At 62.4% G+C, this 13402-nt stretch carries 8 protein-coding genes; 6 read left to right on the plus strand and 2 right to left on the minus strand.

Annotated features, from left to right (window positions below; translation table 11 throughout):
* Window positions 1-179 precede the first annotated feature (179 nt).
* The 5 genes from GQ59_RS13025 (at window position 180) to GQ59_RS13045 (ending at window position 6930) form a co-directional block, all read left to right on the plus strand.
* A complete protein-coding gene (locus GQ59_RS13025; protein ID WP_037081781.1) occupies window positions 180-1454 on the plus strand; it encodes an aspartate kinase in 1275 nt (424 codons plus the stop codon).
* 80 nt (window positions 1455-1534) lie between these two features.
* Window positions 1535-3802: a phosphoenolpyruvate--protein phosphotransferase gene (gene ptsP, locus GQ59_RS13030; RefSeq protein ID WP_037081783.1), complete on the plus strand. Its 2268-nt coding sequence runs from the start codon at window positions 1535-1537 to the stop codon at window positions 3800-3802.
* A 29-nt stretch (window positions 3803-3831) separates the two neighbouring features.
* Window positions 3832-4914, plus strand: a complete 1083-nt coding sequence (prfA, locus tag GQ59_RS13035; protein WP_037081785.1) for a peptide chain release factor 1 — start codon at window positions 3832-3834, stop codon at window positions 4912-4914.
* The gene (gene prmC, locus GQ59_RS13040; protein ID WP_037081787.1) at window positions 4911-5774 is read left to right on the plus strand and encodes a peptide chain release factor N(5)-glutamine methyltransferase; all 864 of its coding nucleotides are present in this window, start codon (window positions 4911-4913) and stop codon (window positions 5772-5774) included. The genes prfA and prmC overlap by 4 nt, the downstream gene beginning before the upstream one ends.
* A 301-nt stretch (window positions 5775-6075) precedes the next feature.
* Entirely contained in the window at window positions 6076-6930 is an 855-nt protein-coding gene (locus GQ59_RS13045; protein ID WP_037081789.1) for a DUF4167 domain-containing protein, read from the plus strand.
* Window positions 6931-7011: 81 nt separating this feature from the next.
* On the opposite strand, the gene GQ59_RS13050 is transcribed toward GQ59_RS13045, so the two are convergent.
* A complete protein-coding gene (locus GQ59_RS13050) occupies window positions 7012-8088 on the minus strand; it encodes a 3-deoxy-7-phosphoheptulonate synthase (protein WP_037081790.1) in 1077 nt (358 codons plus the stop codon).
* Window positions 8089-8471: 383 nt separating this feature from the next.
* Here GQ59_RS13050 and clpB point away from each other — a divergent pair, with 383 nt between their 5' ends.
* Window positions 8472-11072, plus strand: coding sequence for an ATP-dependent chaperone ClpB (gene clpB / locus GQ59_RS13055; RefSeq protein WP_037081791.1), 2601 nt, complete (start codon window positions 8472-8474; stop codon window positions 11070-11072).
* Between the two features lie 78 nt (window positions 11073-11150).
* On the opposite strand, the gene GQ59_RS13060 is transcribed toward clpB, so the two are convergent.
* Entirely contained in the window at window positions 11151-13091 is a 1941-nt protein-coding gene (locus GQ59_RS13060; protein WP_037081794.1) for a M23 family metallopeptidase, read from the minus strand.
* Between the last annotated feature and the right edge of the window lie 311 nt (window positions 13092-13402).

Below are 13402 nucleotides of genomic sequence, written 5' to 3' on the forward strand. Positions count from 1 at the left end.
GACACGCTGCTGCCGAGCGTACCGTTCGGCCATGTTCTGACCATTGCGCCTTTTCAGCCTTTTCGATAAGAGACGCCGCAACTCGATGATCCTGTCACAAACGACGGGATCTCGGAACGGTTTGAAAGCAGGCGCCCAAGGCTCCCGAGCCTCTTGGCGAAACAGTGGTTTTTGTCGGTATGGCTCGCATCGTCATGAAGTTCGGCGGCACTTCGGTCGCCAATCTCGAACGCATTCACAACGTCGCGCGCCATGTGAAACGTGAGGTCGAGGCCGGACACGAGGTCGCGGTCGTCGTCTCCGCCATGTCCGGCAAGACCAACGAGCTGGTAGGCTGGGTTCAGGACATGCCGAAGGTTTCCGGCGCCAACTCGCCTTTTTACGATGCGCGCGAATATGACGCCGTCGTCGCATCCGGCGAGCAGGTGACGTCCGGCATTCTCGCCATCGCGTTGCAGTCCATGGGCATCAATGCCCGGTCCTGGCAGGGCTGGCAGATCCCGATCCGCACCGACAGCGCCCATGGCGCGGCGCGGATCATGGAGATCGACGGCACCGAGATCGTCAAGCGGATGGGCGAGGGCCAGGTGGCCGTCGTCGCCGGATTCCAGGGGCTCGGTCCGGACAACCGGATCGCCACGCTCGGCCGCGGCGGTTCCGATACCTCGGCGGTGGCGATCGCGGCCGCGGTCAAGGCCGACCGCTGCGACATCTATACGGATGTCGACGGCGTCTACACGACCGATCCGCGCATCGTGCCGCAGGCGCGGCGCATGAAGAAGGTCTCCTTCGAGGAAATGCTCGAAATGGCCTCGCTCGGCTCGAAGGTTCTGCAGGTGCGCTCGGTCGAGCTCGCCATGGTCCACAAGGTCCGCACCTTCGTGCGTTCCAGTTTCGAGGATCCCGATGCGCCGGGCATGGGTGACCTTTTGAACCCGCCCGGTACTTTGATTTGCGACGAGGAAGAAATCGTGGAACAGGAAGTCGTCACCGGCATCGCCTATGCCAAGGATGAAGCGCAGATTTCGCTCCGGCGCCTTGCCGACCGGCCGGGCGTGTCGGCGGCGATCTTCGGCCCGCTCGCCGAAGCGCATATCAATGTCGACATGATCGTGCAGAACACGTCGGAAGACGGTTCGCGCACCGACATGACCTTCACCGTGCCGTCCGGAGACGTGCAGAAGGCCATGAAGGTGCTCGACGACAACAAGGAAAAAATCGGCTTCGACGTTGTCCAGACCGAATCAGGCCTGGCGAAAGTCTCGGTCATCGGCATCGGCATGCGCAGCCATGCGGGCGTTGCCGCGCATGCTTTCAAGGCACTTGCCGAAAAATCCATCAACATCAAGGCGATCACCACCTCGGAAATCAAGATTTCGATCCTGATCGATGGTGCTTATTCCGAACTCGCTGTTCGGACTTTGCATTCCGCTTACGGTCTCGATAAGAGTTGAGAACGAACCGTTTGGACGCGCTGGCCGTTGGGCGCGCGGTCTTGTGGTTGGGGTGACCTCGTTTCGGGAGAGCATAGGCGATGAGAGACCTGTCGGCAGGTCCGCGCGTTCTGTTGAAGCGGCTACGCGAGTTGATGGCGGAGCCGCTCGAGCCACAGGAGCGCCTTGACCGGATCGTCCGCCAGATCGCCAGCAACATGGTGGCCGAGGTCTGCTCGGTCTATGTGCTCCGCTCCGACGGCGTTCTCGAACTCTACGCCACCGAAGGCCTCAACAAGGAAGCCGTCCACACTTCGCAGCTGAAGATGGGCCAGGGCCTCGTCGGCACGATCGCCGCCTCCGCGCAGCCACTCAACCTTTCCGATGCTCAGGCGCATCCGGCGTTCCGCTACCTCCCGGAAACCGGCGAAGAAATCTACCATTCCTTCCTGGGCGTGCCGATTCTCCGGGCCGGCCGCACGCTCGGGGTTCTGGTCGTCCAGAACAAGGCGAGCCGCAACTATCGCGAGGACGAGGTCGAGGCGCTCGAAACCACGGCGATGGTGATCGCCGAGATGATCGCCACCGGCGAGCTCAAGAAGATCACCCGGCCGGGCCTCGAACTAGACCTCACGCGGGCCATCACCATCGATGCCGACGCCTATAACGAAGGCATCGGCCTTGGTCATGTGGTGCTGCACGAGCCGCGCATCGTCGTCACCAATCTTCTCAACGAAGATGCGGAGAAGGAAGTGACCCGGCTGGCGGAATCGCTCGGGTCCTTGCGCATCTCCATCGACGACATGCTGTCGCGCCGCGAAGTATCCCAGGAGGGCGAGCATCGCGAGGTGCTCGAAACCTATCGGATGTTCGCCCACGACCAGGGCTGGGTTCGCCGCATGGAAGAGGCGATCCACAACGGCCTGACGGCGGAAGCCGCGGTCGAGAAGGTCCAGAGCGATACCAAGGCGCGGATGATGCGCCTGACCGATCCCTATCTGCGCGAGCGGATGCATGATTTCGACGACCTGGCCAATCGGCTTCTGCGCCAGCTGACCGGCTTTTCCGGCCGCGCCTTCGACGAAGGTTTCCCGACGGACGCCATCATTCTCGCCCGCGCCATGGGGGCCGCCGAACTGCTCGACTATCCGCGCGCCAGCCTGCGCGGCCTCGTGCTGGAAGACGGAGCGGTGACGAGCCACGTGGTGATCGTCGCGCGCGCCATGGGAATTCCGGTCGTCGGCCAGGCGGCAGGTGTCGTGGCGCTCGCCGAAAACGGCGATCCGATCATCATCGACGGCGACGATGGCCAGATCCATCTGCGGCCGGTTCTCGACCTGCAGAAGGCCTACGAGGAAAAGGTACGCCTGCGGGCCCGTCGGCAGGAACAGTTCAAGGCGCTTAAAGACGTCGAGCCGGTTACCAAGGACGGCAAGCGCATCAGCCTGCAGATGAATGCCGGACTGCTTGTGGACCTGCCGCAGCTTGCCGAGTCCGGCGCCGACGGCATCGGGCTCTTCCGCACCGAGTTGCAGTTCATGATCGCCTCGACCATGCCGAAGCTCGAGGAGCAGGAGAGTTTCTACCGCAACGTCATCAAGCAGGCGGCCGGGCGGCCGGTGACGTTCCGGACCCTCGATATCGGGGGCGACAAGGTCGTCTCCTATTTCCGTGCCCAGGAAGAAGAAAACCCGGCGCTCGGCTGGCGGGCGATCCGCCTGTCGCTGGACCGTCCCGGACTTCTGCGCACCCAGCTTCGGGCGCTGCTCAGGGCCTCCGCCGGAGCCGAGCTCAAGATGATGCTGCCGATGGTGACCGAGGTCTCGGAAATTCACGCGGTTCGCGAGTTGATGCAGAAGGAAGTGCAGCATCTTTCGAAATTCGGCCACAGCCTGCCGCGCAAGCTGCAGTTCGGGGCAATGCTCGAAGTGCCGGCGCTGATGTGGCAGCTCGACGAGCTGATGGCGGAAGTGGACTTCGTTTCGGTCGGCTCCAACGACCTGTTCCAGTTCACCATGGCAGCCGACCGCGGCAATGCCCGGGTTTCCGATCGGTTCGACAATCTCGGCAAGCCGTTCCTGCGCATTCTGCGCGATATCGCGCGGGCCGGCGAACGGAACAAGACGGTGGTGACGCTGTGCGGCGAGATGGCGGGCAAGCCGCTCTCGGCCATGGCACTGCTCGGGGTCGGTTTCCGCTCGGTTTCCATGTCCCCGACCTCGATCGGGCCGGTCAAGGCGATGCTGCTCGGGCTTGACATCGACCAGCTGTCCGCTGAATTGAACACGGCGCTCGATGATATAAGGTCGCCGGAGCCGATCCGCGCGCTGCTTCTGCGGTTCGCCGAGGCTAACAATATCCCCGTCTAGCGGATAAAAAGAATAAACGGAGTTAGTGGGTGGCGAAGCTTCCTGTCGAAAAGATGCGCGAGCTGGAACGCCGGTTCGGCGAGATCGAGGCGCGCATGTCGGAAGGCCCGGCTGCCGACGTCTACGTCAAGCTGGCGTCCGAATATTCCGAACTGCAGCCGGTGGTGCGCAAGATCCGCGAATACGAGAAGTCGGTCGCCGAAGTCGCCGACCTGCGCGCGATGCTGACCGACAAGGCCACCGATCGCGAGATGCACGAGCTTGCGGAAATGGAACTGCCGGAGGCCGAAGAACGGCTCGAAGGGCTCGAAAAGGACATGCAGGTCCTGCTTCTGCCGAAGGATGCGGCCGACGAGAGGAGCGCTATCCTCGAAATCCGCGCCGGCACCGGCGGCAACGAGGCAGCGCTTTTTGCCGGCGACCTGTTCCGGATGTACGAGCGTTACGCAGCCACCAAGGGCTGGAAGGTCGAGGTGTTGTCGGCGAGCGAAGGCGAAGCGGGCGGCTACAAGGAAATCATCGCGACGGTGACCGGCCGCGGAGTGTTCTCCAAGCTGAAGTTCGAATCCGGCGTGCACCGGGTGCAGCGCGTGCCCGACACGGAAGCGAGCGGCCGCATCCACACCTCGGCTGCCACCGTGGCGGTGATGCCGGAAGCCGAAGAGATCGACATCGAAATCCGGCCGGAAGACATTCGCATCGATACGATGCGTTCGTCGGGTGCCGGCGGCCAGCACGTCAACACCACGGACTCCGCGGTGCGCATCACCCACATGCCGAGCGGCATCGTGGTCACCAGCTCGGAAAAATCGCAGCACCAGAACCGAGCCAAGGCGATGCAGGTTCTGCGCACCCGTCTCTACGACATGGAGCGCCAGAAGGCGGACAGCGAACGTTCCGCCGACCGCAAGAGCCAGGTCGGTTCGGGCGACCGCTCCGAGCGTATCCGTACCTACAATTTCCCCCAGGGGCGGGTGACCGACCACCGTATCAACCTGACCCTCTACAAGCTCGACCGGATGATGGAAGGCGATATCGATGAAGTGGTCGATGCGCTGATTGCCGACTACCAGGCCGGCCAGCTCGCGCAGCTCGGCGAGCAACGGGGATGACAATACTTTCCGCAGCCGTCGCGGATGCCAGGTCGCGGTTCTCCGCGGCGGGCCTGCCGGATGCGGCGATCGAGGCGCGGCTGCTGATCGGCGGGTTGCTCGGGCTTTCCAGCACCGAAGTCTTCACCGGCGGCGAGCGGCTGCTGACAGAGGAGGAAACTTCCCGGATCTCGAACGCGGTCAAGCGCCGCTTGAAACGGGAGCCCGTACACCGCATATTGGGGTCACGTGAATTCCACGGCATGGAGCTCCTGATTTCGAAGGAAACGCTGGAGCCGCGACCGGACACCGAAATCCTGGTGGATTCGATGCTCGCCTATGTGAGGCAGATTGTCGCAGGCAAGGGTTCGGCACGTATCCTCGATCTTGGAACAGGAACCGGCGCGATCGTTTTGGCACTGCTGAAAGAGAGCCCGCAAGCTCAGGGTATCGGCAGCGATATTTCGGAGGACGCCCTGCAAACGGCGGCGCGGAACGCGGCGCGGCTGGGAATGTCCGAAAGATTTCAAGCGATCCGCAGCCACTGGTTCGACGCAATTTCCGGCCGGTTCGACATAATCGTGTCAAATCCGCCCTATATACGTAGCGACGTTATCCCCGCATTGGACCCGGAAGTCCGGGATTTCGATCCGCTGACAGCGCTAGATGGAGGTCCGGATGGGCTCGAAGCCTATCGCGCGATTGCAGCGGGTGCAGGAGATTTCCTCGAAAAGGACGGCGTTATCGGCGTCGAGATCGGGTTCGATCAAAAGGAAACCGTGACCGCGATTTTCCGCGTCGCTGGCTTTACGCCGGTGGAGGCGGTACGCGACTACGGCGACAATGATCGGGTTCTCGTATTTACCGTGAATCATCCTTGATTTTGCAGGCAAAAGAAAAGGCTTGGATTTCCGGAGGAAGCGGGATAGCTTGCATTTACGCACTGGGACGGCTGGGAATGAACAGCGATTCGTTCGGGTTACAGGGCAACCCTTTGATCCTTCTCTTTTCGAAGAGTTGCGAAGGTTGAACAATTCCCGGTGCGTGAATCAGTTAATTTGACTTTCACAAGCGGCAGGACGCTTTGATCGGCCTGTGCGCGGCACGCGAAGTCTTGTTCGGCTCTGTCCGACAGACCGCGTGGCCCCTTATCAGCGAAGACAGAGAATTGGTGAACGATAGATGAGGCCAGGACAGCAGAACAAACGCGGTCGAGGTCGCGGCAGTAACAATAATAACAATAATGGCGGCGGCGGCGGTGGAAATAACAACTTCAACCGCAAGGGCGGCAATCCTCTTAGCCGCACCTACGACAGCTCCGGACCGGATGTGAAGATCCGCGGGACCGCCCAGCATATCGCCGAAAAATATAGCCAACTCGGCCGCGACGCCCAGAGCTCCGGCGACCGCGTGATGGCCGAAAACTATCTCCAGCACGCCGAACATTATAATCGCATCATTGCCGCCGCACAGGCGCAGATGCAGGATCGGTTCCAGCACGACAATCGCGGTGAGTATCAGGATCGGGACGGCAACGTTCAGGATCAGGACGACATGGACAACAGCGATGGCGAGGACAACGGTTTCTCGCAGCAGCCATCCATGGACGAGGCTCCGCAACCGCAGGCCCAGCAACAGCAGCCGCGCCGGGAGCAGCCCCGGGAACAGCGCGAGCCTCGCGAGCAGCGGGAACCCCGTGAACAACGCGAGCCCCGCGAACAGCGTGATCAGCAGCGCGAACGTCCCCGCCGCGAAAATCGTCCGGAACAGCCGGCCGTCGCAGCGGTTCCGGCCCAGGTCGCAGCACCTCAGCCGGTCGCTCCGGTCATCGACGGTTCCGGCCCGCAGCCGGTAATCGAAGGCACGCCTGCCGAAGTGGCCGTCGAGGAAGAAGCACAGGCAGAAGCCGCTCCGCGCCGTCGTCGCGCTGCCGGCAGCCGCCCGCGTCGTCCGCGTCGTGGCGAAGGCGCCGGTGAAGAGGGTGGTTCCGAAGGCGAAGCCTCGCAGCCGACCCTGGCTGATGCTGCTTCGGAATAAGCTCCACGGGTTGGAATAACGAGATCAAGAAGGCCGCTCGGGAAACCGGGCGGCCTTTTCCGTGAGGAAAGCCCTTCCGCTTCAGGATCGAGACTGGCGCCGATCGCGAACGGAGCGGGCAAGCTCTTCGAGCACCAGGACCGATCTCTCCCAGTCGATGCAGCCATCGGTAATGCTCTGGCCATAAACAAGAGGCTTGCCGGGTACCAGATCCTGGCGGCCTCCGACGATATTGCTCTCGATCATCATGCCCTTGATGCCCATGTCGCCGGCTGCAATCTGCGTCGCGACGTTTTTGACGACCAGCGGCTGGTTCATCGGATCCTTGCCGCTGTTGGCGTGGCTGGCATCGATGAGGATGCGCGGCTCCAAACCGCGTTTCGCCGCGTCCCTTGACACGGCCTCGACGTCGGCCGCCTCGTAGTTCGGCCGCTTGCCGCCGCGAAGGATGACGTGGCAATCTTCATTGCCGGTCGTCGTGGCAATCGCGGCCCGGCCGTCCTTGGTCACCGCCGGAAAATGGTGCGTCTGCGAGGCGGCCAGTATTGCATCGAGTGCAACTGCGACGCCTCCGTCGGTGCCGTTCTTGAAGCCGATCGGGCAGGAGAGGCCGGATGCCAGCTGGCGATGCACCTGGCTTTCGGTCGTCCGCGCGCCGATCGCCCCCCAGCTGACGAGGTCGGCGATATATTGCGGGGTGATCGTATCGAGGAATTCGCAGCCGGCCGGAAGGCCCGTCGCATTGATGTCCAGAAGAAGCTGCCGGGCAATCCTCAAGCCCTCTTCGATGCGGTAGCTGCCATCGAGATGCGGGTCGTTCATCAGGCCCTTCCAGCCGACGGTGGTGCGCGGCTTTTCGAAATAGACGCGCATGATGATTTCGAGATCGCCACCGAAACGTCGTCGCTGTTCTTCCAGCCGGGCTGCATAGTCCCGCGCGGCAATCGGGTCATGGATGGAGCAGGGGCCGATGACGACGATCAGCCGGTCGTCCTCGCCGTGCAGTATGCGGTGGACCGTGTCACGCGTGCGGGTCACGGTCTCGGTAACCGCGTCGTTGCGCGGAATTTCGGCGATGATGTCGGCGGGGATAGTCAGCGGCGTGATCTCGACGATGCGGCGATCGTCGACAGTATTGGCGGGAGTGGCATTCGGCACGGGTATGGCTCCTGTTTGGTCCTACCGTGCGGAATTGAAAAAGCCGCCAGGTGGACTAGCGGCTTGAGGGAATGTCGTTGCGTCGAATTCAGCTACGCACGGACCCGCATCCGCTGGGAAAAGCGGTAGCTATAAAATCGCGAGGCGTAGGCGGACGTGAAAGACATGGGGTTTCTGTATTCGCTCGATTGTGGATTGTCACGCGGAAAATTCGTGAGGTTTCCGCCCGCAGATTTTGACCGTCTGAACACTTTAAACACGAGAATCCGCTTACCATATCTCAAACAACGCCGAGACTTCGGCAGGGCTCGCCTTTGAGGGAGCTCAATCTCAATCATCGGTCCGTGCCTTATCAAGGGCGGGTCGATCACTGGAGGTGTCAGATGAACATCGAAAAATATTCCGAGCGCGTCCGCGGTTTCCTGCAGTCGGCTCAGACCCAGGCCTTGGCCTTGGGTCACCAGCAGTTCACGCCCGAACATGTGCTGAAGGTTCTGCTCGACGACGACCAGGGCATGGCGTCCTCGCTCATCGACCGCGCCGGCGGCAATTCCAAGGAAGCGCGCATCGCCAACGACGCCGCACTTGCCAAGCTTCCCAAAGTTTCCGGCGGCAATGGCGAGATCTACCTCTCCCAGCCGCTCGCCAAGGTGTTTTCGACCGCGGAAGAGGCAGCCAAGAAGGCCGGCGACAGTTTCGTCACCGTCGAGCGTCTGCTTCTGGCGCTTGTGATCGAGACTTCGGCCTCGACGTCAGCGACCTTGAAGAAGGCCGGGGTGACGGCGCAGGGCTTGAACCAGGTCGTCAACGACATCCGCAAGGGTCGCACGGCCGACGGCGCCAATGCCGAAGCCGGTTTCGAGGCCCTGAAGAAATATGCCCGGGACCTGACGGCCGAAGCCCGCGACGGCAGGCTCGATCCGGTGATCGGCCGCGACGACGAAATCCGCCGCACGATCCAGGTTCTCTCCCGCCGCACCAAGAACAATCCGGTGCTGATCGGCGAGCCCGGCGTCGGCAAGACGGCGATCGCCGAAGGTCTGGCGCTGCGCATCATCAATGGTGACGTGCCGGAAAGCCTGAAAGAGAAGAAGCTGATGGCGCTCGACATGGGTGCCCTGATCGCCGGCGCGAAATATCGCGGCGAGTTCGAGGAGCGGCTGAAGAGCGTGCTCAACGAAGTGCAGTCGGAAAACGGCGAGATCATCCTGTTCATCGACGAGATGCACACGCTGGTGGGTGCCGGCAAGTCCGACGGCGCGATGGACGCCTCCAACCTCTTGAAGCCGGCTCTTGCCCGCGGCGAGCTGCATTGCGTCGGCGCGACCACGCTCGACGAATACCGCAAGCATGTGGAAAAGGACCCGGCGCTTGCCCGGCGTTTCCAGCCGGTCATGGTCGAGGAGCCGACGGTCGAGGACACGATCTCGATCCTGCGCGGGCTGAAGGAAAAATACGAACAGCATCACAAGGTCCGCATCTCGGATTCGGCCCTGGTTGCGGCTGCGACGCTTTCCAACCGCTACATTACCGACCGGTTCCTGCCCGACAAGGCGATCGACCTGATGGACGAAGCCGCCTCGCGGCTGCGCATGCAGGTGGATTCCAAGCCCGAGGAACTCGACGAACTCGACCGTCGCATCATGCAGCTGAAGATCGAGCGCGAGGCCCTGAAGAAGGAAACCGACAGCGCCTCGGCCGACCGGCTGTTGCGGCTGGAAAGCGAAGTCACCTCGCTCGAAGAGCAGGCGGATGCGCTGACGGCCCGCTGGCAGGCGGAAAAGCAGAAGCTCGGCCTTGCCGCCGACCTGAAGCGGCAGCTCGACGAGGCCCGCAACGAACTGGCGACTGCCCAGCGCAAGGGCGAATTCCAGCGTGCCGGCGAACTTACCTATGGCGTGATCCCGGAACTCGAAAAGCGTCTCGTCGAGGCAGAAGCCCAGGACGGTTCGACCAATGCCATGGTGCAGGAAGTCGTGAACCCGGACGCGATCGCCCATGTGGTGTCGCGCTGGACCGGCATTCCGGTCGACAAGATGCTGGAAGGCGAGCGCGACAAGCTGCTGCGCATGGAAGACGAGCTGGCGAAATCCGTCGTCGGCCAAGGCGATGCGGTCCAGGCCGTCTCGCGTGCGGTTCGCCGTTCGCGCGCCGGGCTGCAGGATCCGAACCGGCCGATCGGCTCGTTCATCTTCCTCGGCCCGACCGGTGTCGGTAAGACAGAGCTGACCAAGTCGCTGGCCCGCTTCCTGTTCGACGACGAGAGTGCGATGGTTCGCCTCGACATGTCCGAATACATGGAGAAGCATTCGGTCGCGCGGCTGATCGGTGCACCTCCGGGTTACGTCGGTTACGAGGAAGGCGGGGCGCTGACCGAGGCGGTGCGGCGCAAACCCTACCAGATCGTGCTGTTCGATGAGATCGAGAAGGCGCATCCGGACGTGTTCAACGTTCTTCTGCAGGTGCTCGACGACGGCCGCCTGACGGACGGGCAGGGCCGCACGGTCGACTTCAAGAACACGATGATCATCATGACCTCCAATCTCGGGGCGGAATACCTGACCGCCCTTCGCGAGGGCGAGGATTCCGAAAGCGTGCGCGAGCAGGTGATGGACGTTGTAAAAGCCTCGTTCCGGCCTGAATTCCTCAACCGCGTCGACGAGATCATCCTGTTCCACCGCCTGAAGCGTAACGAGATGGGCGCGATCGTCGATATTCAGATGAGGCGGCTGCTGGCGCTGCTGGCGGAACGGAAGATCGCCATCGATCTCGGTCCGGATGCCCGCGAATGGTTGGCCGACAAGGGCTACGATCCGGTCTACGGTGCTCGTCCGCTGAAGCGGGTGATCCAGAAGTTCATGCAGGACCCGCTCGCCGAGCAGATTCTCGGCGGCCAGATTCCGGATGGCTCGGCCGTTGCGGTCAGTGCCGGTTCCGACCGGCTGCTCTTCCGGGTCAAACGGGCAGTGAGTGAGGCTGCGTAAGCAGAACCGAACGTTGAGAAGCAGAATGGCGGCTTCGGCCGCCATTTTTGTTCGTTCCCGGCTGGTGCGGGAAAGGCCTCAGCGGCTGGCGACCTCATCGGCGGACTGAGTGTTGAGGAGCGTATCGATCCGCTTGCGTTCCTCTTCGAAACGGGCGAGCGTCTTGCCGGTCAGCGAATTGCCGCCCGGCAGGCGGATCTTCATCGCATCGACCTTGGTGCCGTTGACGATCAGCTCGTAATGAAGGTGGGCGCCGGTCGATTGGCCGGTGGAGCCGACATAACCGATCACCTGGCCCTGGGTGACCTTGGCACCTTCGCGAACACCTGGCGCGATGGCGCTCTGGTGATTGTAGGAGGAGACGTAGCCGTTGGCGTGACGGATGAGCGTCTGGTTGCCGTAACCGCCTGAATCCCAGCCGGCCTTTTCGACGACGCCGTTGCCCGTGGCGATGATAGGCGTGCCGCGTGGGGCGGCCCAGTCGGTGCCGGTATGCATGCGGGAATAACCGAGCAGCGGGTGGCCGCGCATACCGAAGCCGGAGGTCATGCGGCCGTTCGGAAGCGGGTTGCGCAGCAGGAACTGCCGGATGCTCTTGCCGTCCTCGTCGAAATAATCGACCGAATTGTCGTCGGGGTTCTGGAAGCGGTAGAAGCGGCTCGTCGTGTCGCCGAACCGGGCGTTCACGTAAAGCAGTTGGGAATCCTTGTTCGCCTGGCCTTTTTCGTCGGCGACCGAGAAGAAGGCCTCGATCTTGTCCGTCGGCTTCAGCTGGGCCTGCAGATCGACATTGCTGGCAAGCAGTTTTACCAGCGTGCCGGTCATCTCCTTGCTCATGCCGTAGGAGAGGGCCGCCCGGTAGATGCCGTCGTAGACGCGCGGCAGTTCGCGACCGGCGAGGATTTGCGCCGGCTGTTCGCTGAAGGCCGAGGCGACCGCATCCAGCATCGGCGGCTCCTGGCCGTCCACAAAGCGGCCGCGATCGTCGAGAGCGACGGTTACCCGGTGGTCGCCACGCCGATAGAGGCTTGCACGGACGACGAGGACCATGTCGCCTTCCTGGATGACGCCGATGCGCAGCACGTCGCCGACGGCAAGGTCGGCCTCGCCGAGGCGGGATTGCAGGTAGCCGGAAATCTCGCGCGCCTTGCCTTCCGGATAACCGACCTCGGTCATCGCCTGGCTGACCGTCTCGGCCTTGCGTATTGGGATGATGTCGTCGGCATATTCGCGGGTGCGGGCGTTGATCGCCTCAGGCGTCGAAACCGAGATGTTCTCCTCGACGACGCGGGCCGACAGGCCGGCGGTGATATCGAGACCGCCGCCATCCTCCTTCGACGAGAAGCGCTGCGGGTCGACATAATAGAGCGCCGAAAGCTGGCTGTTGCCGTCGGTGAGCACCGAGCCGTTGGAGCGGACGTTTTCTTCGACCTCCTCCAGCGTCATCGCCTGCGCGAAGGCATACATGCTGCCCTTGATGGGGAAGGCCACGGTCTGGAGGCTGACCTCGGACTCGACGTTCGAGCCGTAGATGACACCGGCACGCGCGGCAGGCGGCGGCGGGGTCTCGCTCGACGAGAAGATCGTCATCGGGTCGAAGTTCGGGTAATCTTCCTGCGCCACGTGGTTTGCGGCAAGATTCATCTTCACATGTGCGAAAGGCTTGCGGCGGACGACTTCCTTATTACCCTCGTGCACGACCGTCGAGACTTCCATCACCTTCCGATCGGTCGGCATGGCGACGATATTGCTGCCGAGCAGCCGCTTGCCGCGCGAGGCGGCATCGGCGTCGTTCGTGGGGATGGAGGCGGAGGCTTCGGCCGGGATCGCAAGCTGCTGCCGGCCGTCGAGCGCGGCAAACAAAGCAACGCCCATCAGGATGGAAGATGTAATGCCGGTGAGGAAGGTGCCGGACAGCCAACGCAGCGAAATCTCACGTCGATCCGGAGCACGACGGCCGTCGGCGAGGATCGGCGGTTCGTTACCGAGCGAGCGGATCATGCTGCGGGCCGTCATCATGCGGGTTTAAGCCAGTCCCTGATACTCGTTATTGCCGTAGGCAGCTTCTATACTGCCTGCGGGACCTTGGGCCAAACATGTGCCCCTTTCAGTCCAGAGAGTCAAATCGGCCGTGGTGCAAACGCGTACACTGCCCGCGGCGTCGTTTCGATTCCCTGCTGGGATCGTGGTAACCATGAGATTGTGAATTTGTCGGGGCGGTTTTGGGGCAGGGGCCGAAAGGGCGCCGTTTATGCACGTCTCAAAGGTTCGAAAATCGTGAAAAACGGGCGTTTGCCGGATTTTGTAGGAAATTATCGTTTATAATCAGT

Source organism: Neorhizobium vignae, from assembly GCF_000732195.1.
GTDB classification, from domain to species: domain Bacteria; phylum Pseudomonadota; class Alphaproteobacteria; order Rhizobiales; family Rhizobiaceae; genus Neorhizobium; species Neorhizobium vignae.